General features: G+C 70.5%; 23 protein-coding genes and 1 pseudogene. 12 read left to right on the forward strand and 12 right to left on the reverse strand.

Features of this window, described 5'->3' with window-relative positions; translation table 11 throughout:
• Positions 1–106: 106 nt before the first annotated feature.
• The 8 genes from Acor_RS44580 to Acor_RS22425 form a co-directional block, all read right to left on the reverse strand.
• Positions 107–928 carry an ASCH domain-containing protein gene (locus Acor_RS44580; RefSeq protein ID WP_246238956.1) on the reverse strand — a complete coding sequence of 274 codons (822 nt, stop codon included), beginning with the start codon at positions 926–928 and terminating at the stop codon, positions 107–109.
• On the reverse strand, positions 825–1568 hold the full coding sequence (locus Acor_RS22395) for a hypothetical protein (protein ID WP_170317031.1): 744 nt from the start codon (positions 1566–1568) through the stop codon (positions 825–827). Before Acor_RS22395 ends, Acor_RS44580 begins: the two co-directional genes overlap by 104 nt.
• 7 nt (positions 1569–1575) lie before the next feature.
• Complete coding sequence (locus tag Acor_RS22400; RefSeq protein ID WP_155338674.1) at positions 1576–2148, reverse strand: AAA family ATPase; 573 nt, start codon at positions 2146–2148, stop codon at positions 1576–1578.
• On the reverse strand, positions 2145–3080 hold the full coding sequence (locus Acor_RS22405; RefSeq protein ID WP_155338675.1) for a hypothetical protein: 936 nt from the start codon (positions 3078–3080) through the stop codon (positions 2145–2147). The genes Acor_RS22400 and Acor_RS22405 overlap by 4 nt, the downstream gene beginning before the upstream one ends.
• A gap of 365 nt (positions 3081–3445) precedes the next feature.
• Complete coding sequence (locus tag Acor_RS22410) at positions 3446–3868, reverse strand: hypothetical protein (RefSeq protein WP_155338676.1); 423 nt, start codon at positions 3866–3868, stop codon at positions 3446–3448.
• A 211-nt stretch (positions 3869–4079) separates the two neighbouring features.
• Positions 4080–6269: a hypothetical protein gene (locus Acor_RS22415; RefSeq protein WP_155338677.1), complete on the reverse strand. Its 2190-nt coding sequence runs from the start codon at positions 6267–6269 to the stop codon at positions 4080–4082.
• A gap of 91 nt (positions 6270–6360) precedes the next feature.
• Positions 6361–6762 (reverse strand): hypothetical protein, encoded by a 402-nt coding sequence (locus Acor_RS22420; protein WP_155338678.1) that lies wholly within the window; start codon positions 6760–6762, stop codon positions 6361–6363.
• A gap of 8 nt (positions 6763–6770) precedes the next feature.
• Positions 6771–7286 carry a DUF2231 domain-containing protein gene (locus tag Acor_RS22425; RefSeq protein WP_155338679.1) on the reverse strand — a complete coding sequence of 172 codons (516 nt, stop codon included), beginning with the start codon at positions 7284–7286 and terminating at the stop codon, positions 6771–6773.
• A gap of 111 nt (positions 7287–7397) precedes the next feature.
• Between Acor_RS22425 and Acor_RS22430 the strand changes: the two genes are divergently transcribed.
• Complete coding sequence (locus Acor_RS22430) at positions 7398–8102, forward strand: helix-turn-helix transcriptional regulator (protein WP_155338680.1); 705 nt, start codon at positions 7398–7400, stop codon at positions 8100–8102.
• Position 8103: 1 nt separating this feature from the next.
• Here Acor_RS22430 and Acor_RS43365 read toward each other — a convergent pair whose 3' ends face one another.
• The 3 genes and pseudogenes from Acor_RS43365 to Acor_RS42320 all read right to left on the reverse strand — a co-directional run bounded on the left by Acor_RS43365 (position 8104) and on the right by Acor_RS42320 (position 8663).
• Positions 8104–8259 carry a hypothetical protein gene (locus tag Acor_RS43365; RefSeq protein WP_218034422.1) on the reverse strand — a complete coding sequence of 52 codons (156 nt, stop codon included), beginning with the start codon at positions 8257–8259 and terminating at the stop codon, positions 8104–8106.
• A gap of 28 nt (positions 8260–8287) precedes the next feature.
• Positions 8288–8485, reverse strand: a pseudogene (locus tag Acor_RS46350) (hypothetical protein); the annotation flags it as partial.
• 28 nt (positions 8486–8513) lie between these two features.
• Positions 8514–8663 carry a hypothetical protein gene (locus Acor_RS42320; protein ID WP_170317032.1) on the reverse strand — a complete coding sequence of 50 codons (150 nt, stop codon included), beginning with the start codon at positions 8661–8663 and terminating at the stop codon, positions 8514–8516.
• A 189-nt stretch (positions 8664–8852) separates the two neighbouring features.
• Between Acor_RS42320 and Acor_RS22440 the strand changes: the two genes are divergently transcribed.
• Positions 8853–9884: a DUF4331 family protein gene (locus tag Acor_RS22440; protein WP_155338681.1), complete on the forward strand. Its 1032-nt coding sequence runs from the start codon at positions 8853–8855 to the stop codon at positions 9882–9884.
• Positions 9885–9888: 4 nt separating this feature from the next.
• On the opposite strand, the gene Acor_RS22445 is transcribed toward Acor_RS22440, so the two are convergent.
• Complete coding sequence (locus Acor_RS22445) at positions 9889–10620, reverse strand: SRPBCC family protein (RefSeq protein WP_155338682.1); 732 nt, start codon at positions 10618–10620, stop codon at positions 9889–9891.
• 178 nt (positions 10621–10798) lie between these two features.
• On the opposite strand from Acor_RS22445, the gene Acor_RS22450 reads away from it, so the two are divergent.
• From Acor_RS22450 to murQ, 10 genes are all read left to right on the forward strand, one after another.
• Positions 10799–11713, forward strand: coding sequence for an N-acetylglucosamine kinase (locus tag Acor_RS22450; RefSeq protein ID WP_246238958.1), 915 nt, complete (start codon positions 10799–10801; stop codon positions 11711–11713).
• Complete coding sequence (locus tag Acor_RS22455; protein ID WP_308805680.1) at positions 11710–13194, forward strand: glycoside hydrolase family 3 protein; 1485 nt, start codon at positions 11710–11712, stop codon at positions 13192–13194. Before Acor_RS22450 ends, Acor_RS22455 begins: the two co-directional genes overlap by 4 nt.
• A 5-nt stretch (positions 13195–13199) precedes the next feature.
• On the forward strand, positions 13200–14078 hold the full coding sequence (locus Acor_RS22460) for a MurR/RpiR family transcriptional regulator (protein ID WP_155338684.1): 879 nt from the start codon (positions 13200–13202) through the stop codon (positions 14076–14078).
• A 109-nt stretch (positions 14079–14187) separates the two neighbouring features.
• Positions 14188–15969, forward strand: coding sequence for an ABC transporter substrate-binding protein (locus Acor_RS22465; protein ID WP_155338685.1), 1782 nt, complete (start codon positions 14188–14190; stop codon positions 15967–15969).
• Complete coding sequence (locus Acor_RS22470; protein WP_155338686.1) at positions 15966–16967, forward strand: ABC transporter permease; 1002 nt, start codon at positions 15966–15968, stop codon at positions 16965–16967. The genes Acor_RS22465 and Acor_RS22470 overlap by 4 nt, the downstream gene beginning before the upstream one ends.
• Positions 16964–17860 carry an ABC transporter permease gene (locus Acor_RS22475; protein WP_155338687.1) on the forward strand — a complete coding sequence of 299 codons (897 nt, stop codon included), beginning with the start codon at positions 16964–16966 and terminating at the stop codon, positions 17858–17860. The genes Acor_RS22470 and Acor_RS22475 overlap by 4 nt, the downstream gene beginning before the upstream one ends.
• A gap of 7 nt (positions 17861–17867) precedes the next feature.
• Positions 17868–18878 (forward strand): ABC transporter ATP-binding protein, encoded by a 1011-nt coding sequence (locus tag Acor_RS22480; RefSeq protein ID WP_155338688.1) that lies wholly within the window; start codon positions 17868–17870, stop codon positions 18876–18878.
• Complete coding sequence (locus Acor_RS22485; RefSeq protein WP_155338689.1) at positions 18875–19882, forward strand: ABC transporter ATP-binding protein; 1008 nt, start codon at positions 18875–18877, stop codon at positions 19880–19882. Before Acor_RS22480 ends, Acor_RS22485 begins: the two co-directional genes overlap by 4 nt.
• Positions 19879–20754: a GNAT family N-acetyltransferase gene (locus Acor_RS22490; RefSeq protein WP_155338690.1), complete on the forward strand. Its 876-nt coding sequence runs from the start codon at positions 19879–19881 to the stop codon at positions 20752–20754. The genes Acor_RS22485 and Acor_RS22490 overlap by 4 nt, the downstream gene beginning before the upstream one ends.
• Complete coding sequence (gene murQ / locus Acor_RS22495; protein ID WP_155338691.1) at positions 20751–21647, forward strand: N-acetylmuramic acid 6-phosphate etherase; 897 nt, start codon at positions 20751–20753, stop codon at positions 21645–21647. The genes Acor_RS22490 and murQ overlap by 4 nt, the downstream gene beginning before the upstream one ends.
• Positions 21648–21657 lie beyond the last annotated feature (10 nt).

A 21657-nucleotide genomic window follows, 5' to 3' on the forward strand; every position in this document is an offset into this window, starting at 1 on the left:
GCGTTGCCCGCGCTCACCACGGTCGCCTCTGTAGCCACAAGACCTGCACGGCACGATTCGTCCGACGTGATGCAGGTGCGGGCCTGGCGGGGAAGTGACGCTTAGCTCACCCTTGTGGGATGGCGGGCCCAGTGAGCTCGATCTTGATGGCCAGCAGGCCGAGGGCTTCCTTCTCCGGGCCGTAGATGCGACGAATGTTGGCCAGCTGCTGCTCGCGGGGGCTGTCGGGAATGACGTTGGCGGGCCCTTCGGCATCGAGCATCTGCTCGAAGCTGCCGTAGTGGGCCACCCGCTTGACGATGGTGAGGACGTCGTCGTGGCCACACACGAACCGGATGTAGTCACCGGCCTTCAGGGTGCGCAGGTTGGGGTACTGCACGCGCACCTCAATGGTCTTGCGACCGGCGGCGACCAGGTCGAAGTAGCGGCGGTAGAGGTTCATCTCGCGGGCGCGCACATTTGTGGGGCTCGCGGATCGTGCGGTCATGACACGGTCCAGTTCCTGGGTGGTGTAGGAGCGGTAGAAGTGCTTGGGGTCAGCGAGTATCTTGCCGACCAGCCAGACCATGGCGTCGACGTAGTCGTCGACGCTGCCTGGCCATTCGGTGACGTCCAGCATCCAGGGCTTGGCCCCCGGCGGCGGTGGGACCTTCCCGTCCCTGATCAGCGACTTCGACAGTTTTGCGCCGGTGTCGGTGAGAACCATCGGGGTGAACACCCGTGGTGGCGGTGCCAGGCCGGGCAGCTGGGCGAAGGCCTCATCGACGAGCTGGCAGCCATAGGCCCAATCGCCGCCCTTCACCATCACCGACAGCGTGACGTGATCACGGACGGCCAGCCGCTCCTTGACCAAGTTCCGATAGAGAGTAGCCAGGTCCAGATAGGCGGCGGTGACGGCGACCTCGTAGTCGCCGTGATCGGTGCACACCGCCGCGAAGTCGGGCGCCCCCAGACCCGGTCCGTAGCAGCCGGGTGCGCTCAGCACGTTTCTCGGCACACCCGCACTCCGGGCACGGCAGCCGCAGGTGGACCTGGCCATGGGAAGGCGCCAGCGGCCAGCGAATCTGGTCCGGACGGCCGAGCGTGGCCAGGAACTCGTGGCGGAAGGCAGGGTCGGACTGCTGGGCGGAGTACGTCTCGATCTCGTAGTCGACGCCGGTCGCATCGGCCAGGGAGTCGAACATTCCCCGGTAGTACTTACCGATCAGGTCGCCGACCGCGTCGGCGCCGAGAGCGTGGAAGTAGGTCTGCTGGTAGGCGTGGTGCGTCTCGGGGTCCAGGCGGACATCGTGGGGTGCATTGTCCAGCGCACCGAAACGCACTACGGCGTCCACGTTGAAGGTGCGCTTGGTCGCCTTGGCGAGCAGGAACGCCGCCGTCTGCACCAGTGAGGTGCCCAGGTGCGGGGCGCCGTTGATCTGGGTGCCGACGCAGAAAGCGACCCGGTCGGGATTGGCGGCCTGCAGGCGGGGCCGGACCATGTCGACGCTGCGCAGCATCGCGTTGGCCAGCACATTGTTCGGGCTGATGATATCCACAGGGTCGGTACGGCCGGCCATCATCAACACCTTCTCCTCACGGCGCGGGGACGGGCAGTTGAGCCAGCACGAAGTCGACGCGACGGCTGCTCTCGTCTGCGGGGACGAAGATCGGTCGGTACCTGGCGTCGTAATAGCCCTGGATGATCAGCTCGTGAACGCGGCGGATCTCCCGTTCCTTGGCCCACACCAGGTCGTCTTCGGAGCCGAAGTCATCGAGCCGGTCGAGCACGAACACCGCGTCGTAGCGGTAGATCCGCGCGGCCTCCTCCAGTTCGGGGTAGAGGCCCAAGCCGAAGAAAGCGTCCCAGCCGTATCCGTCGGGGATGCCGCGGTTGTAGAAGCGCAGCCCGCGCTTGTGCTCGCAGTATTCGGCGACGAACGCCGCCAGGACGTCGCGGGAATAGTCGCGCCGATCGGCCACCTGCAGATGGCGGCCGAGTCGGTCGCGGTGCTTCCGGTAGATCTCTCGCGCGGGTTCGCCTTCGGTGGCCGGGATGGCGCGCGCCTGGAGCTCTGCGAGCACGGCCTCCTTGCCCGCGGACGGGCCGCCGGTGATCACGTAACGACGGGGCGGGGTGGCCGGGTTCAGCAGTTGATCGAGACTCATGCCTGTTCCTGTTCATCGTCGCTGAGCTGATGATTGCGGTCGGCGCCATGGCCGGTCAGCGCCTGCCGCCAGGAAGCGGCCAGGTCAGGGCCGCCGCGGGCGGTGGCCAGGCGGGCAGTGAAATCGGCCCGGCCCTCAGCTGGGTCGGCGAGTTCGGCCAGCAGGAGTTCCTGGGTCGGAGTGAGGCTGGGGGTCCAGCCGGCGAACGAGGCGAGCTCGGCCGGGCCGAGGGCGGTCGCCGGGTTCAGCAGGACCGCCCCGTAGGCAGCCTGGTAGGAGCGGGCGGCGTGCAGAACCTGGGCATGCCGCCACAGTGCGGAATTGGTGGCATCGGTGACCTCATGCTCGGCGGCGGTCATGCTGACCAGTCGGGCGACGGTCAGCAACTCTGCGCGCAGTTGGTAAACCGCCCCCCACAGCACGGCCAGGACGTGCTGGTGCTCGGCGGCCTCCCACGCGAACACATCCGCTGGCAGTACCAGCCTCCTGCTGGCGCTGTGCAGTTCGGGCGGCTGCGCATGCCTGGTGGCGAACTGTTCGCTGTCGCGGCGCAGCTGCCAGGCGATCAGCTCGACCAGCTTCGGCTCGATCCGTTTGCGGAAGTGATGCACTTCGTAGTCCGCCGCCGCGGCCGCCGCCGCTCTGCGCGCCGTCAACGTCGTACCCGACGTTGTGGCATCGGCTCCGAACAACAGCCGGGTCGCCGCCGCGAGCTCGCCGTTCTCCAGCCGGTCGAGCTGCTCACGCAGCAGACCGTCCAGCGCCCGCGCCCGGCTGTCCGACTGCTCTGGCCGCTGAGCGCGTGCCTTCACCCCGAGCAACCCGAGCAGGGACGGCCCGCACTGATCCGCCCGGACGGGCAGCCCGGCGCGGAGCAGCACGCGAATCTCCTCCGGTAGCTCGTCGCTCGTCGCGACATCTGGTCGGGTCATGACCCCAGCATCTCAGAGATGCCCAGGAAAAGCCCACATCTATGCCCAGGAAAAGCCCACATTCTCCAGGAACTCGTCACAATGAGAGCAAGTCGCCGGTGCGGCACGCGTGCAGTCAGCGTTCGTACGCTGTTGGTTGATCAAAGTCACCGCTATCGCATTGCTGGCCGGCTCGCCCCGCCCAGGCGCGCCGATATCAGCTCGGAGATCGGCGAGTACGGCGAAGTAATGGTGCCGCCGCTGGCTGGCATGCCGTACCACGAGAAGGGTGAGCCTGGCCGGAGACGCAACACGGTAGCCGGGTAGGCAATCGACGTGGGCGCGGCCAGGGCATGGACGGGGAGGTAATGCGCGCCCGTCGCGGGCTAGAAGCGCTTGTGGACCTCGTTTGACTTGACTGTGTATCTGGAGCCATTCGGTCTGACGAACCTGTTTTCCGTGTAGACCTCGTCGCTGCCGGTGAAGTCCTCGTCGAAGTAGGCTCCGACCGTGGTGAAGGTGTGGTTCATGGTGGGGTATCTGAAGTCGATGTTGAGGTAGTCGTCGACGTCGGGCCAGTCGGCTCCCCAGTAGACGGACTGTACGAGTTTGTCGCTGGGCGAGGCGGGTGCGCAGTTGTTGTTGGCTCGCCAGAAGCCGGGGCTGTAGGCGTCTGCGGTGATGGTCAGGACGCAGCGTCCTGACGCGGCCCGCGCGGGCGCGGTCATGGCGGCGATGGCCGTCAGGGTGGTGAGCGCCGCCAGGGTGGCCATTCCCACGGCCCGCTTGCGGGTCGCGAAAGTATTCATGATTGTTCCTCTGGGTCTCAGTGTGTGCGCCAGCGGATCCGATGGCAGCTCACGTAGCTTGGGGCCGGTGCCTTTAAGCCTGATTGCGGCCCGCTTGCCGACGGTGTGGCGAACGAGCTCACCGAGAAGGGCCGGCGGCTGTTTTGGATGCACGCCTCGACCTCGCCGCGGCATGCGCGGTTGCCTTTGGAGTGGCCTCTTCGCGCCGTTTCTAGTGCGGGGCCGGTGTCACGACGTGGACGCGGTGTCTGCTGTCCAGGACCATCGCGCACGGCAGGCCGTGGAGGAGGTTTTCGAGTCTTCCGCTGGTGATCGTGGTTGTGGGGGATGGGGGGTCCCAGCGGGACCATCCTCCGCCTGTCGTGGAGGTCAGCCAGAGCTGCTGGTCGATTCCGATGACCGCGATGAGGGAGGCCGCGGGGTTCCCCGGGTCCTGCATGGTGCCGATGGCGCCGCGTGGGCGGGCGTCGGCGGGGCGGCCGTGGGCGGTCCATTGGGAGGTGCCGTCCGGGGACCAGCGGTGGCTCCACACCTGGCCGCTTGGCGAGCCGAGTACGACGATGCCCAGCGTGGCGGAGCCGTTGGGGACCGACACGTCCGAGACGCCGATGCCGGCGACGATCTTCTCGGTGGGGGCGGGGGTGCGCAGGTCGATCCAGCGGGAGGTGGCGCCTTCGGGGAGGTTGAGCCACAGGTGCCCGTCGCCGGTGATGGCGGCGGCGACGGTGAATCGGCCCGTGGCGGAACCGGCGGGTTGCGCGCCGACGATGTCGAAGATCAGTTGGCCGGGGGGTACGCCGCGATCCGTCCAGAGCCATCCGTTGTCGGTGCGGGAGCGCATCCAGAGTCGTCCGTCGTCGGCCAGTACGTGAACGATGGGGGAGGCGAAGGGCGGCTTTCTGAGCGAGATCGGGGGCACGCCCGCATTGATCGATCTGCCGGGTGGGGCGCCGTGGTCTACCCAGGTCCAGTTCTCGGCGCGGTCGGCTGTCCGCGCCCACAGATGGCCGTCGCTGCCGATCGTGAATATCCAGGTGCCGCCGGGCGGCGTGCCTTTGGGAAAGGCGAAGAGTCCTACGCCGGCCGTACAGGTGACGCCTGGAGCGGGGCGGCCGTGGTGGGTCCAGAATTCGAATCGGCCGATGAAGCCCGCGCCGGGGTCCATCAAGCCGGTGCCGGGGCGGCCCAGCACCCGGCCGTTCCACAGTGCGCCGTTCTCGTCGAGTACGGAGATCGCGACCGGGAGGGCCGAGGAGTCAGGCTCGGGGGAGTCGTGGTAGGCCCCGACGATCGAAGTCACGGAGCCGGGCAGGCCGTGGACTTCCCAGCGCGCGCCGCCGGCGTCCGTCTCCAGGGTCCACAGATCGGCATCCCTGGAGATGCCGGCGGTCAGCACGCGTTCCCGGCCGTCGGCCGTGGTGATTTCGACGGCGGAGGTCAGGTCGACGTCGGACGGTGTGGCACCCAGGTCCTGCCAGCCGCCGGTCAGCGTACGGGTCCAGACGTTGTTGAGGGCGCGGGCCATGATGACGGGTTCGCCGGGCCTGGGGTCGGGGCCTTTGGCCACGACTACGGCCGAGACGATGAAGCCCGAGTCGCCCGGGGCGTCCGGCTGCCCGAGATCGAACATTCGCCAGTCCCGGCCCGAACCGATGAGCATGTCAGCGGTGCCATTGAAGGGCATGGGAACGGCGCAAGCTTGGAGTCGCCCGCTGCCGTCCAGGAAGGCGGTCACCGTCAGTGCGGACATGAAGCCGGGGACCGAGCCGACGGGATCGATCCAGGTCCAGAGCGAGTTCTCGGGTATGGCGACCTTGAATCTGAACTCGAGGCTCTCGCGGTCGCTCGCCAGGGCGAAGACGTGCGGTTGCGGGTCCGACCCGGGTGCGATGGAGGCGAAGACCGTCGAGAGATCCCAGGCGACCCAGTCGGTGTTCACGGCGATGGGGAACCAGACGGCGTCAGGGTGGAGGCCCTGGCGTATCCACGGCCGTCCGGCCGGACTGCTGATCACGAGTGTATGCCTGAGCCCGGCGCCCTGGCGGATGGCGCTCGCGTCGCCGGAGACCGTGGAGAAGCGCGGCTCCACATCCGGCGCCGGGCCGAAGAGCGCGGTCCACGGCGTAGCCGCCCCTGGCGGGCGCAGCCAGGCTTTGACGTCGCCGCCCACCACGACGGGCACGACCCCATCCGACCCGTCGACGGGGACCAGCGCCGCGTCGGGCACGTTCTCGGCCCCGGGCGGGACGCCGAGAAACTCCCACCGCCATCCGGCTCCCGTACGCCTGCGCAGGTAGAACTGGCCACCCGCGGTGCCGGCCGCGATGGTGGCGGCGTCGCCCACCTGCGCCCACCTGACCTCGCCGGGACCGCCGAGCCTGGTCCACGCCACGGCCGCCATCAGTGCGCCCCTGTGCCCACGGGGTAACTTTAGGTCAACAGGCCGTGTATCGGACCATCCGGCAAGGATCGGTTTTTCACTGCGGCGACTGTCAGCTGCGGAGCGCGGTGAGCAGCACCAGCACAAGTGTGATCACCGCGAACAGGCCGTGCCCGATCACGACCGCGACCGGGAAGGCTCGCTCCGCGGGCGCGTCGGCGGCGGTGGCGTCGCCCGCGCGGGCACGGAGCCAGCGGGCCAGCATGACGAAGCCCAGCAGGGCGACGGGCAGCAGGATGACGAAGGCGACCCAGGCGAGCGCGTCGATGTCCGCGATCACATAGACGATCCACACGATCAGCCCGGCGGCGGCCAGCAGGAAGTGGCCGAAGAGCACCGGGGCGGGCAGGTGGGTCGGCCGCTGGCGGAGCCCGCCGCGGGATATCCAGATGCCCAGCATGACGAAACCGCCCACCGCGGTGATCAGCCAGGTGATGAGTGCGGCGATGCCCATGATTGCCCCTATTCGTTATGTGTGACGGTGAAACCCCGCGCCTGGGTCGCCTCGTCGGCCACCCGTACGCCGTACAGAAAGGCGAGCTTGCCGCCCAGGAAGCCGGCCGCCGACAGGGCGGCCAGGCTGATCACCGACAGGGCGATCTGACCCACGCCGACCGCGTGCAGGTGATCTCCCGCCAGCCGCCAGGCCCACGCCGCCGCGTACGCCGCGGTGACGGCCAGGTTCAGGCTCATGTGCACCAGGCCGGTACGGAAGGCGGGCGTGCCCTGCTTGATGGCCAGCAGGTCGAGGAACCCGAACATGGCGGCCACCAGCGCGCCGAGCACGCCGATCGCGATGAGCCAGAGCGAGCCCTCGGCCAGGAAACGCGGCTCCTTGACCGCCTGTGACGCCAGATCGAAGACCAGGCTGGTCACCCAGGCGCCGATCGGGACGGTCACCAGGATCGGATGCAGCGGATGCCCGTAGGGCCCGGCGAGCACGCTCACCGGATCCTTGCCTCGGCCCGGCTCGGCCATCGGATCCCCTCCCTATTTCACTAACAAGTCTTAGCGATATTGCGTGACAACGTCAATGCACATGGCGATATATCATGTTTTGCCCGGGGCAATCGGTGTTAATCTAGGCAGGTGACCCCCGATCCTGAAGCGCTGGAAGCGGTCGCCGTGCTCAGCGACGACCTGCGCCGCCGCATGTACGCGTTCATCCGCAGGGCCGGCCGCCCGGTGACGCGGGACGAGGCCGCCGAGAGCGTCGGGATCTCCCGCAAGCTCGCCGCCTTCCATCTGGACAAGCTCGTCTCCGTCGGCCTGCTCACCGCCGGTTACGCCCAGCCGGGCGGACTGCGCCGGGTCGGCCGCGCGCCGAAGGTGTACGAACCGGGCGGCGCGCAGGTCCAGGTGAGCATCCCGCAGCGCGAGCACGAGCTACTGGCCGGAATCCTGCTGGACGCACTCCGGCTCCAGGAACCGGGCGAGAACGGGCGGGAGACCTCGATCCGGGTGGCCGCCGGGCGGGGCCACGACCTGGGGACGGCGGAACGCGCCGACCTGAAGCCCGGCCGGCTGGGCGCGGAACGCGCGCTGACATACGCGGGCCGGATGCTGGAACGCCACGGCTTCGAACCGGTACGCGCGACGCACACCCTGGTCCGGCTGGAGAACTGCCCCTTCCATCCACTGGCCGCCAAGGACCCCGACCTGGTCTGCGCGATCAACCACGCCTTCCTGGCCGGCTTCCTCTCCGGCCTGGGCGCCCCGACCGTCCACGCGATCCTGGCCCCCCGTCCCGGCTCCTGCTGCGTAGAACTGAGCACCACCGGGACCGCCAGCTGAGTCAGGGATTGGCGGCGAGGAAGAGGAAAGCCGCGCAGATGGACAGGTGAAGGCCGGCCTGCAGCACGGTGGCGCGGCCGGGCATGATCGTCAGGATCCCGACACCGGCGGTGAGGGCGAGCAGGACGATCTGGGTCGGGCCGAGGCCGAGCAGCAAGGGGCCCGTGGAGCCAGATGGAGGAGATCGCGATGGCGGGGATGGTCAGGCCGATGCTGGCCATGGCGGAGCCGAGGGCGAGGTTGAGGCTGATCTGGACGCGGTCGTGGCGGGCGTTGCGGACCGCGGCGAGGGTTTCGGGGAGCAGGATCAGCAGCGCGATGGCGACGCCGACGACGCCTTGGGGAGTCCCGCGTCGGCGACGGCGGCCTCGATGGTGCGGGATTCGACTTTGGCGAGGCCGACGACGGCGGTCAGGGCGGCGACGAGAAGCAGGAGGCCGCCAGGGCCAGCAGCGGCACGACGACGGTCACCCGGCGCAGGGACGAACCGGGCGAGGCGACTGGTGGCGGCGGCAAGATGTCCCCTTCGGTGCGGTGGCGACGCCCGAATTCGAGACCCATCAGGCCCGCGCCTCTCCTTGGACGGATTATCTCCTCGCAGCTCAGCGCGCTCTGCTTGCCCACGGGCCTTTGGAACAATCATCGACTGGTCATAGCCCGGCGGCCGTTCCGTCACGCCATCCTGGATAAGTCAGAACAATTCCGGACCCCTCAGCCTGCCCGGACCGCCCGAAGAACTGCGAGGACGGCATGTCGCATCACCTCGACTCACCTCTCGCCAAGCAGGACCCCCGCCTCGACATCACCGACCTGTACGTCTTCCGCGGCGAGCGGGGCACGGTCTTCGTCACCAACCACAGCCACTCGTCCGCCGGCCTGGACATCCCCCGGGGACTGCATCCGGAGGGGAGATACGAGGTCAAGATCGACGGCAACGGGGACGCCGTCGAGGACCTGACCTACCGTTTCACCTTCGACGCGCGTGACGAGCACGGGAACCAGGCTTACCGGCTGTGCCGCCTGGCCGGCCTGGACGCCCGCGACGTCTCGGCCGAGGGCACCGTGATCGCCGAAGGCCGTACCGGCGCGATGGCCGAGGTCGACGGCGGCGGCCGGGTGTGGGTCGGCAAGGCCGGCGACCCGTTCTGGATCGAGCCGGACGTCCTGCACGCGGTCGGCCGGGCCTTCCACGACGGGACCACGATCGATCTGTCGGGCTGGGACCCGGCCCAGGCGAAGAACGCGTTCGCGGGGGAGAACGTCTACTCCATCGTCCTGGAGGTCGGCGACCGGGAACTGCTGCCGTTCGCCGGTACGGACGGCAGGATCGGGGTGTGGGGCCTGACCACGCTGGCCACCGACGCCGGCGGCTGGCGCCCGATCAACCGGGCCGGCCATCCGATGATCTGCCCGCTGTTCGTCCAGCTCGACGGCGACCTGGGCGACTGGCTCAACAGCACCGCGCCCGCCGAGGACCTGGAGATCCATGGCAAGATCGTCGGCGACATGGTGGCGGGCGTCGTGCGCGCCTACGGCACCGCCGAGGACCCCGGCGCGTACGCGAGAACCGTCATCAACCGGATCTTCCCCAACATCCTGCCCTACACGGTGGGCACACCGGCGGTGTACGGCTTCGCCGAGTGGAACGGCCGATCCCTGACCGACAACACGCCGGACGTCATGTTCTCCTTCGCCGCCAACACGCCCGTCACAATCGGCCTCACCAGGGATTCGATCACGTCGAAGCCGACCCGGTCCTTCCCCTACGTCCCGGCGCCCTGAGCCGTCAGCCGAAACGCTCGGCCATCCAGGCGTCCCACGCCCCCTGGTCGTCCCGGCCGGCGAAGTTCTGGTGCCCGAGCACGAGGGCGTCGCCACGGTCACTGCCCGAATGGATGAACCGGTACAGACCGTCCGCTGTCCGTACGCCCAGATTGACCGGCAGGTTCGCGTAGTAGACGACTCCGGCGGAACCGTCCGGAAGCCGGACGGCGTCGCCCTCGCCGACCTCCGGGGTGACGCCCAGCGACTCCGTGACGGTCTTCCAGACCGCGTCAGGGCCGCCCGCCCCGGGCCGGAACACCGTGGCGACGGAGGGGACGCGGCCGGTGAAATGCGCGAGGTACTGCTTGAGGGTCTCCAGGTAGATGGGCCAACCGGCCTTCATCGCCTCGAACTCGGTCTCCCAGTCGTCGCCGAGCATGCCGCTGTGCACGAGCCGCAGCACGGTCGTGCCGCCGCCGCGGCCCTCGATCAGGTACTCCATCGCCATGAACTGGCCGTTGGGGGCCTCCGCGCTCCGGGTCGCCAGGCGGCTGCCGGGCTCGAAGGCGGTGATCGTGGCCCGCTCGGTGCGGCCCAGCATCGTCAGGTCGGCCGGACTCCCGGCGGCCGTGCCGAGCTCGGTGCGCCCCATGAACCAGGAGTCGACGCCAGGCCCGGTCGCGATCGCGTCCCAGACCTGCTCGGGCGTGGCGCCGAGCTCGATCTCCTGACTCAGCTCGAACGGGTGCGTCATCGGGTTCCCCTCTTGATCATGGCGAAGTCCTGCATCGGGGAAATTATGCAGCGAATCTCACCCCCCACGGGCTTCCGGGCTTCCGTGATCGACTTCATGGTCCCGGCGCGTTGTAGGAAATCTTCACTCTCTTGTAGGTTTTTGGAGGGTATCTACACGGGGGGCGATAGTGACTGCTTTGATCATTGGAGTGGACGGCGGGGGCACCAGCACGCGGTGTGTCGTCGTCAGTGAGCGCGGAGAGGTGGCGGGGCGCGGGCGTGCGGGCGGCACGAACGTGGTCTCCGTCGCCGACCCGGCCGCCAACGTGGTGGCGGCCCTGCGGGCGGCGATGGACGGACTGGACCCGGCCCGGGTCGTCGGGGGCGTGCTGGGCCTGGCGGGTTCGGGCGCCGAGCGGGCCGGGCTGATGGCGGGGGAGGCGTGGCGTTCGGCCGGGCTCCCCGGACGGCCCTCGGTCGTGGCCGACGTGCTGGTGGCCTTCGCCGGCGCGACCACGGAACCCGACGGGGCGGTCCTGCTGTCGGGAACGGGCGCCGTGGCGGCGCGGATCGCGGAGTGGGAAGTCGTCCAGGTCGCCGACGGACACGGGTGGTTGCTGGGCGACGAAGGGTCGGGCGTCTGGATCGGGCGGGCGGCCGTGTCGGCGGCGCTGATGGCGCTCGACGGCCGCGGCGGGCCCACCGTGCTGGTGGACGGGCTCGCCCCGCTCGGGACGTCGGCCGACGCGATCGTCTCCGCCGTGTACGCCAGGATCGCCGAATCCGGACCGGCCTGGCTGGGCACGCTGGCCCCTCTCGCGGACCAGGTCGCCCGCGCGGGCGACCAGGTCGCGGGCGCCATCCTCGACGACGCCGCCCGCCGCCTCACCGCCACCGCCCGCACACTCGGCCGCCACGGGGGCCCGCTGGTGCTGGCGGGCTCCCTGCTCACCGAGCCCACCGAACTGGCCCGCCGGGTGTGGGCCGAACTGGGCGACGACACCCGCCCGATCACGGCCCGCGACGGCGCCGCCGGGGCCGCCGCGCTGGCCCTGCGGGCCGCGTTTCCCTCAGCTGAACTGCACCGACGGGTGATCGGGGAGAGCGCGTGACAACTCTTGAGCGCATGGCGATGAGCGTGCTGCAGCCGGGCTTCGACGGGACGGAACCACCCGAATGGCTGCGGCGGGCACTCGGGGACGGCCTCGGCGGGGTCGTCCTGTTCGCGCGCAACGTCGTCGACCAGGCGCAGACCGCGGAACTGGTGACCGCGCTCAGAAGAGAGAGCCCGGACGTCATCGTCGCGGCCGACGAGGAAGGCGGCGCGGTCACCCGCCTGGAGGCGGACACCGGCAGCTCGTGGCCGGGCAACAGAGGGCTCGGCGTCGCCGACGACCTCGCCGCGACCGCGCGGGTGGCCCGCCAGATCGCGCGCCTGCTCGCCGCCGCCGGAGTCACCCTGGACTACGCGCCGGTGGCCGACGTCAACGCCAACCCCGCCAATCCCGTCATCGGCGTCCGTTCGTTCGGGCCGGACCCCGATCTGGTGGCCCGGCACACCGTGGCCTGGATCGACGGGCTGCAGGGGGCGGGGGTGGCGGCGTGCGCCAAGCACTTCCCGGGGCACGGCGACACGGTCGCCGACTCCCACCTGGAGCTGCCCACTGTGAACGCCTCGCGCGAGACGGTCGAGCGCCGCGACCTCCCGCCGTTCCGGGCCGCCATCGGAGCGGGCGTAAGGGCGATCATGTGCGGGCATCTGCTGGTGCCCGCGCTCGACGCGCTGCCCGCCACGCTGAGCCGTGCCGTGATGACGGAGCTGCTCAGGGAAGAGATGGGCTTCGAGGGCCTGGTGGTGACCGACGCCATCGAGATGCGGGCCGTCGCGGCCTTCCACGAGCCCGGCGAGATCGCGGTGCGCGCCCTCGCCGCGGGGGCGGACGCCGTCTGCGCGGGGATCACCGCGCCCGACGGATCCACCGTGTACGGGCTCCGCGACGCCATCGTGGCCGCCGTACGCGAAGGACGCCTGCCGGAAGAGCGGCTCTCGGAGGCGGCGGACCGGGTGCGGCAGCTCGCCGCCTGGCACGCCGACCGGGCCCCCGAGCGGGCCGGCGCCGCGGCGGAACCCGACGACGACCTGGGCCTGCGAGCCGCGGGCGCGGCCCTGCGGGTGGCGGCCGGCGCGTGTGAGTGGCCCGTGCTCGCGCGGGCTCCGCTGGTCGTCGAGATGGCGGAGCGGCCGAGCGAGGCCATCGGCGGCATCGCGCCGCCGGGGCTCGCGGGAGCGCTCGCCGAGGTGCTGCCGGGCACGCTCGGGGTCTCCGTGGACGCCGGGGGAGCGCTCCCCGACCTGAGCGATCACGATCGGCCGCTGGTGGTCGCGGTGCGGGACGCCGCCCGGCACGGCTGGATCAACGAGCTCCTGGCGGAGGCCCTGCGGGTCAGGCCGGACGCGGTCGTCGTGGAACTGGGCCTGCCGGGGTCACCGGTCGGCGCGGTGCACGTGTCCACGCACGGCAACTCCCGCGCGTCGGCGCGTGCCGTCGCGCGCTGGCTCACGAGTCTGAACCCCCCAACAGAAGAGAGCTGACCCCCATGAACGGACCCACGGCCGCGAACCTGGTGGCGAGCGTGCGCGCCGTGCTGCCCTCGCTGACCCTGTCGGCGCGGTCGATCGCCCGGCTGATCCTGGAAGATCCCGCGATGGTGGCCCGGAGCACGATCACCGAGCTGAGCGCGGCGTCGGGGACCAGCCAGGCCACGATCGTGCGCACGGCGCGCGCCCTCGGCTTCTCCGGCTACTCCGAGCTGCGGCTGGCGCTGGCGGCGGCGTCGGGGCGCGGCGAGCAGGACCGGCTGGTCCCCGGCGACCTGGCCCCCGACGACCCGCTCGCCGACGTGATCGCGAAAGTGACCCGGGCGGAGTCGGACGCGCTCGCGGACACGGCGGCGCAGCTCGCGCCGGAACGGCTCGGCGCGGTCGTGGACGCCCTGACCGGCGCGCGCCGGGTGAGCGTGCTCGGCGTCGGCGCGTCCGGCCTGGTGGCGGCGGACATGGCGCAGAAACTGATGCGGATCGGCGTGTTCAGCCACCCGTTCGCGGAGGTGCACCTGGCCCTGACCGCGGCGGCGCTGGCCGAGCCGAGGGACGTCTGGGTGGCGGTGAGCTGCACGGGCGAGACGGCGGACGTGGTCGAGCCGGTCAGGATCGCGCGCGAGGGCGGCGCCACCACGGTGGCGATCACCAACAATCCGCGCTCCTCACTCGCCGACCTGAGCGACCACGTGCTGGTCTCGGCGGGCCGGGAGACGGCCTTCCGGCCGGGCGCGCTGGCCAGCCGGATCAGCCAGCTACTCATCGTCGACTGCATCTTCGTGGGCGTCGCGCAGCGCACCTTCGAGGTGTCGGACGCGGCGCTGCGTGTCACGAAAGGTGCTCTCGACAGGTACGGTGGACGACGTATCCGCAGCTAGATGGCCAAAGGTAAAGATTAACTCCACACCTGCCATCGCGGACGAAAATAATTGACGCTGCCTGCCTGCCCCACGTATCGTCCTGGCAATCGGCTACCAGGAGCAGTTCATGAAGCGACTCGCGGCGATCACGGCCGTGGCGGTGATCTCCACCGCCTCCGCTTGCGGTGGTGCCGGGGGGTCCGCCGGTTCGGACGTCTACACCACGATCGACGGCGCCAAGCAGATCGACGCCACCGCGCCGATCAACCCGTTCAACCCCCAGGGCAACACGTTCCTCGGCTACGACGCGATGTCGCTGGCGTGGCCGAAGAACGACCCGGTCGACCCCAACAGGTTCTACCCGGGGATCGCCGCGACCTGGACCGTCACCCCGGACCAGGGAGAGGTCGTCGTGCGCCTCCAGCCGGCCGCCCGCTGGTCCGACGGCAAGCCGGTGACCAGCGAGGACGTCCGCACCTCGATCGGCCTGGCGTATACGCAGGGGGGCACGGCCTACGCCGTGGACCCGAAGGCGGCGGGCTCGGCGGCCGACGTCCAGGTGCTGGACGCCAAGACCGTCAAGGTCACCCAGGGGGCGAACAAGAGCAACCTGTTCCTCCGCAACGTGCTCTCCACGGTCGTCGTCCCCGCGCACGTCTTCGGCGGGCTGCTGCCCGCCGACTTCTGGGCCACGCTCAAGGCCGCCCGGGGGTCCGGGCCGGCCGCCGAGAAGGCCAAGACCGCGATCACCGGGCTGGCGCAGAAGGTCATCTCCTTCGCCCCGGCCAAGGACGTCTCGGCCGGCCCGTTCGTGCTGGAGCGGGTGAACCCGGGCGAGGCGCTGCTGGTGCGGAACAAGTACTTCTACGCGAACCAGAACGTCGCCCCCGAGCGGGTCAAGGTGCTCAACTACACGGGCAACCAGCAGATCTGGAACTACCTGATCTCCGGCAAGCTCGACAGCGCGCCCTTCACGGCGGTGCCGACCGACGTGCTGAACCGGATCCGGCAGACCCAGGGCAACGAGGTGCGCAAGGGCTTCTCGCCGGTCGCGGTCTCGATGGCGTTCAACCAGACGCACAAGCCGTACGACAACGTGCACGTGCGCCGGGCGCTGGCCTACCTGATCGACCGGAGCCAGGTCACCAAGGTGGCCTCGCCGGAGGCGGGCACGCCCGCGGAGACGACCACCGGCATCCACGCGAAGTCGGCCAAGTCGTGGCTCGGGGACGGGCTCGGCGACCTGGACGCCTACCAGGTGAACCCGGCCAAGGCCGCGCAGGAGCTCAAGGCCGCCGGAATGACCCAGCAGGGCGGGAAGTGGGCGATGCCGGATGGCTCGCCGTGGCAGGTCGAGATCCACGTCCCGGCCTCGTTCTCCGACTGGGTCTCCGCCGCCAAGGCCATCACCAGCCAGCTCAACGACCACGGGATCGACGCGAGCGTGATCACGGCGGCGGACTACACGCTCTATCTGGACGAGCTGTCGTCCGGGCGGTATGACATCGGGTTCTGGCTGATGGCGCTCGGGCCCTCGCCGTACAACATCTTCCAGCGGATCTACGGGTCGGCCAACGGCTGGCAGCTGCTCGCCGGGCAGCTCACCCGGGTGCCGCCGGGCACGCAGGGCAACTGGATGGGCGGTCCCGAGACTCTCGACGGGGTGAATCCTGGCACGCTGACCGGCCGGTTGAACGCGGTCTCGCCGGAGGAGCAGCGGCGGATCGTGGGCATGCTGGCGAAGGTGACCAACCAGGAGCTTCCCGTCATCCAGCTCTACGACTACGTCAACACCCAGTTCGTCAGCACCACCCGCTACACGGGCTGGCCCAGCGCCGACAGTGATGTGCTGCGGCTGCCGGCGGGGGTGTGGATGCAGCTCGGAATGATCAAGAAAGGTGGCCGATGAACACCGTCCGGCGGCTCACGGGCCACCTGGCCCGCGGAATCGCGATGATCTGGGTGGTCACCACGATCAGCTTCGTGATCATCCGAAACATCCCCGGTGACCCCGTCATGGGTCAGTACGAGAAGCTGATCGAGCAGGGCATGGCCCCCGACCAGGCCGAACGGGCCACGGCCGCGCTGTACGGCTTCCTGCCGACCGGCAGCCTCTGGGACCAGTACGTCGGCTACCTGAACGGCCTGATCCACCTCGACCTCGGCCAGTCGCTCAGCACGCCGGGCGCCGGCGTGGCGACGATCATCGGGTCGGCGGCCAAATGGACCATCCTGCCCGTGCTCGGCGGCACGCTGCTGAGCTTCCTGCTCGGCGTCACGATGGGCGTCTACGCGGCGATCAAGCGGTCCGGCAAGCTCGGCGACGTGCTCTCGATCTCCGGATCGCTGCTGCACGGCGTGCCGCAGTACGTGATCGGGCTGCTGGTCACGGCCATCTTCACCACGCTGTGGCCGATCCTGCCCGCGGGCGGCCCGGTGGACATCGAGTACGTGCCCGGCTTCAACGCCGGGTATCTCGTCTCGCTGGTCCAGCACGCCACCCTGCCGGTGCTGACATACGCGCTGGCCAGCTACGGCGGCTGGATCCTGGCGATGAAATCGAGCGTGGCCACCGTGCTCGGCGACGACTTCATCCTCGCCGCCGAACTGCGCGGGCTGAAACGCGGCGTGCTGTTCCGGTACATCGCGCGCAACGCGATCCTGCCGCTGTTCACCATCCTGGCGCTGTCGCTCGGCATGCTCTTCGGCGGCGCGATCTTCATTGAGACGATCTTCAACTATCCGGGTCTCGGGCTGCTGCTCGTCAACAGCATCGGCGCGCGCGACTACGCGCTGATGGGCGGCACCTTCCTGGTGATCACCGTGGCGGTGGTCGCCGCCAACATCGCGGCCGACCTGATGTACGCCGTGATCGACCCCCGGGTGCGCAGCGGAGGTGCGGCATGACGGTCACCCAGCTCAGCCCCGCGCCCATCACCCTGCGCCGCAACTTCTGGCGCGGCGTGCTGCGGGTGCTGCGGCGCAAACCCAGCCGGCTGGTGGGCGTCGGCATCGTCACGCTGTTCGCGTTCATGGGCGTGGCCGGGCCGCTGCTCTACCCGAGCCCGCTCCCGCGCGACGACCACGCGCTCTACGCCGCGCCCAGCCTGGCGCACCCCTTCGGCACCGACTTCGAGGGCACCGACGTGCTCGCCCTGGTCGTCACCGGCACCCGGTACGTGCTGCTGGCGGGCCTGGCCACGGCCGTCATCACGGTCGCGCTCGGCACCGCGATCGGGCTGCTCGCCGGGTTCCACCGGGGCCGCTGGGACACCGTGCTGATGCGCCTCACCGACCTTCAGCTCACCATTCCCGGGCTGCCGCTGCTGCTGGTGCTGTCCACGGTGTGGAAGTTCACCAGCCCGCTCGAAATGGGCGTGGTCCTCGGCGCGCTCGGCTGGGGCGGCATCGCCCGCGCCGTGCGCTCACAGACGCTGTCGCTGCGGGAACGCGGCTTCATCGAGGCAGCCAGGGGCCTCGGCCTCTCGACCCGGCACATCGTCGGGCGCGAGCTGCTGCCCAGCATGGCGCCATATATCGCGATGAACATGCTGATCGCCGTGACCGGGGCCATCTACGCGCAGGTGGGGTTGTTCTTCCTGGGTGTGCTGCCGTTCGACGCCAACAACTGGGGCGTGATGCTGAACCTCGCCGTGTTCGGCGGCGGGGCGCTGACCAGCGCGGCGGCGCTGCCGTACCTGCTGGCTCCGCTGCTGGCGATCCTGCTGCTGACGCTGGGCATCGTGCTGGTCGTCGACGCGATGGACGAGATCTTCAACCCACGGCTGCGTGAGGAGTAGGGGCATCATGACCGAATCTTTCGCGCCCGGCGTGCGGGTCCGCGACCTCACCGTCGTCTACCGCACGCCCGCGGGCGAACTGCCCGCCCTCGCCGGCGTCGGCCTCACGCTCGCGCCGGGGACCATCACCGGGATCGTCGGCGAGTCCGGGTCGGGCAAGTCCACGCTCGCGCTGTCCCTGCTCAACGCCGTCCAGCCGCCGGGCCGGATCAAGGCCGGCAGCGTCGACATCGACGGCCTCGGCGACGTCGTCCAGCTCGGCGGCGACGAGCTGCGGCGGGCCCGCGGCCGGCAGGTGGGGTATGTCTTCCAGGCCGCGCAGAACTCGCTGAACCCCCTCAAGACGGTCGGCAAGCAGCTGCTGGATCTGGGCCGCTCGCATGACGTGGCCGACCTGCCCGCCCTCGTCGGCGAGGCCAGGGCGCTGCTCGGCCGGATGGGCCTGGACGGCGGACGGGTGCTCGACTCCTATCAGCACGAGCTGTCCGGCGGCATGCGCCAGCGGGTCGGCATCATGCTCGCGCTCGTGCTCAACGCCCACCTGGTCGTGCTGGACGAGCCCACCACCGCCCTCGACATGATCACGCAGGCGACCATTCTGCGGATCGTCAAGGAGGTGCACCGCGAGCGCGGGCTCACCACGCTGATCGTGACGCACGACATCGGCGTGGCCGCCGAGGTCACCGACTGCCTCGCCGTCATGTACGGCGGCCGGGTCGTCGAGCACGGGCCGACCACGGCGGTGCTCGGCTCGCCCCGGCATCCGTACACGCGGGGCCTGATCCGGGCCATCCCGCGCCTGTCCGGCGACATCGACGAGGCCAGGGCGCTGCCCGGACGGCCGCCCACGCTGGGCACCATCCCGGCCGAGGGCTGCGTGTTCCGGGAGCGCTGCCCGCTGCGGATGGCCGTCTGCGACACCGTGGACCCGGCCCCCGCCGCGTACGGCGAGCGCACGGTCGCCTGCCACGCGGTCGGGCAGCCGGTCGCGCCCGCCGTACGGAAGGAGTACGTGTGATCATCGGAACCGGCATCACCAAGACCTACCGGCAGCGGGGGAGCGTCCTGGACGGGCGCGACGTCCTGGCCCTGCGCGGGGTGGACTTCGCCATCGCGAAGGGCGGGGCGGTCACATTCATCGGCGAGTCCGGCTGCGGCAAGACCACGCTCGGGCGGATTGTGGCGGGGCTGGAGACCTACGACTCGGGCGAGATCATCATTGATGGCACGCCGTTGTCGCCGTTGCGTCATCGGCAGCGGCAGGCGCAGTTCCGCCGGGTGCAGCTGATCCATCAAGATCCCTACTCCGCGCTCAACCCGACCCGCACCATCCACCAGACCCTGGACGCGCCGCTGGCCCTGCGCGCCCGGCGGATGGGCAGGTCCAAGGCGTGGGCTCAGGAACGAGCGCGCGAACTGCTCACGCTGGTGGGCATCGACCCCGGCTACGTGCTCCCGCGCTACCCGCACCAGCTGTCCGGCGGCATGCGGCAGCGCGTCGTCATCGCACGGGCTCTCACCGTCGACCCGGAGGTGCTCGTCGCCGACGAATCCGTCTCCATGATCGACGTGTCACTGCGGCTCGGCATCCTCGCCCTACTCAAGGACCTGCGCGAACGACTCGGCGTAAGCGTGCTGTTCATCACCCACGACATCGCCACGGCCCGCTACATCGGCGCCGACGGCGAACTGTATGTGATCTACCGCGGCCAGGTCGTGGAACGCGGCCCGACCGAGACCGTCATCGCGGCCCCCGTGCACCCCTACACCCAGTCCCTGCTCTCAGCCATCCCCGTCCTGCGCGGAGTCGAACAGCCGGGACCCGACCTGGTCCTGCCCACCGAGGCCCTCGACGAGAGCCACACCGACACCGGCTGCCTGTTCGCCCGCAGATGCCCGTTCCGGACCGACCACTGCGAGTCAGAACGACCTTCGCTCGGGTACGGCGAGGACACCCCGCAGGAGCACGCCTGCTTCCACCCCCGGCCCCGCAGCGTCATCCCCGTGGAGGTGAGCGCATGATCGGCGTACTCCCGTCCCCGCTCGACGCGGCCGAACTGGCCCGGAACACCCTCACCCTCGACGACGACGCCCAGGCGATCGTGGCCCGGCTGGCGACCCCGCCCGAGGGGCGCAGGTGGACCGCGCTCGCCACACCCGGCCTCGACGGCGTCGTGTTCGCCTCGATGTCCCAGCTCCGCGCGGACGTCGGCCACCTGGACCTGCTCGCGGTCGACCCCGGCGCGCGCCGCAGCGGCCTGGGCCGCGCCCTGGTCGCCGCCGCCGAGGAGTGGCTGCGCGCCGAAGGCGCCGGCGAGATCCGCTTCGCGGGCAACCCGCCCTGCTACGCCTGGCCCGGCATCGACGTGCGCTACACCCCCGCCGTCTGCCTGGCCGAAAACCTCGGCTACGAGCGGTTCCAGACGGGCTGGAACATGACCGCGGACCTCACCGGCGACCTCACCGCCGACGCCGACGTGGCACGCCTGGCGGACCACGGGGTCACCGTGCGCGCCGCGCCCGCGGGGGAGCGCACGGAGGTCGCCGAGTTCGTCAGGAAAACATGGAACGACTCCTGGGCCTGGGAGGCGGAACAGGCCACCGGCTGCCACTACGCCGAACGCGGCGGCGAGATCCTCGGGTTCGCCGCCTGGGGCTCACGGCCGCACTGGTTCGGGCCCATGGGCACGGCCGAGGCGGCGCGCGGGCTCGGCGTCGGCCGGGTCCTGCTGCGGCGCTGCCTCGCCGAGCAGGCCGCCACCGGGCTGCGCAGCGCCCAGATCAGCTGGGTCGGCCCCACCCATTTCTACGCCAAAGCCATCGGCGCGCGAGTCGAGCGGGTCTTCTGGCTCTACCGCCGCGCCCTCGGCGCCCGACAGCAGGAGGGGTCATGACGCAGTCACTTGGCGCGCTGGTCACCGAGCAGAGCGACCCCCGGCACCGCCGGATCGACACGCTCCCCACCGACGAGATCGCCCGCCGCATGAACGCGGCCGACGCCACCGTGCCCGGCGCGGTGGCCACCGCGATCCCCGCCATCTCCGCCGCGATCGACGCGATCGCCGCGCGCCTGCTGGGCGGGGGCCGGCTGCTGTACGTCGGCGCGGGCACCTCGGGCCGGCTCGCCGTGCTCGACGCCTCGGAATGCCCCCCCACCTTCGGCACCGACCCCGAACTGATCCGCGGCATCATCGCCGGCGGCGAGGACGCGCTCACCCGATCCGTCGAGGGAGCCGAGGACGACGCCGGCGCGGGCGCCGCCGCCATCCGGGCCGAAGGCGTCGGCTCTCGTGACTCTGTCGTCGGCGTCTCCGCCAGCGGCCGCGCCCCCTACGTCGTCGCCGCCGTGGCCGAGGCCCGCCGCCTCGGCGCGCTGACGGTCGGTCTGAGCTGCAACACCGGCACCCCGCTGGCCGCCGCCGACCACGCCATCGAGGTCGTCGTCGGCCCCGAGGTCGTCACCGGCTCCACCCGCCTCAAGGCGGGCACCGCGCAGAAACTCGTCCTCAACATGATCTCCACCATCGCGATGATCAGATGCGGGCGCACGTACGGCAACCACATGATCGAGATGGCCGCGACCAACAGCAAACTCGCCGACCGCGCCGCCCGCATCGTCAGCGACATCACCGGCGCGGACCTCCGTACCGCCCGGGACACCCTGGAAGCCGCCGGCCTGGAACTCAAGACCGCCGTCGTCATGATCGAGCGCCGGGTGCCGGCGGACCGGGCCAGAGCCCTCCTCGCCGCCTGCGGCCAGCGCCTGGGCGGCGCCCTGCACGGCTGACACCTACCTG

This window comes from Acrocarpospora corrugata (genome assembly GCF_009687845.1).
Lineage (GTDB): Bacteria > Actinomycetota > Actinomycetes > Streptosporangiales > Streptosporangiaceae > Acrocarpospora > Acrocarpospora corrugata.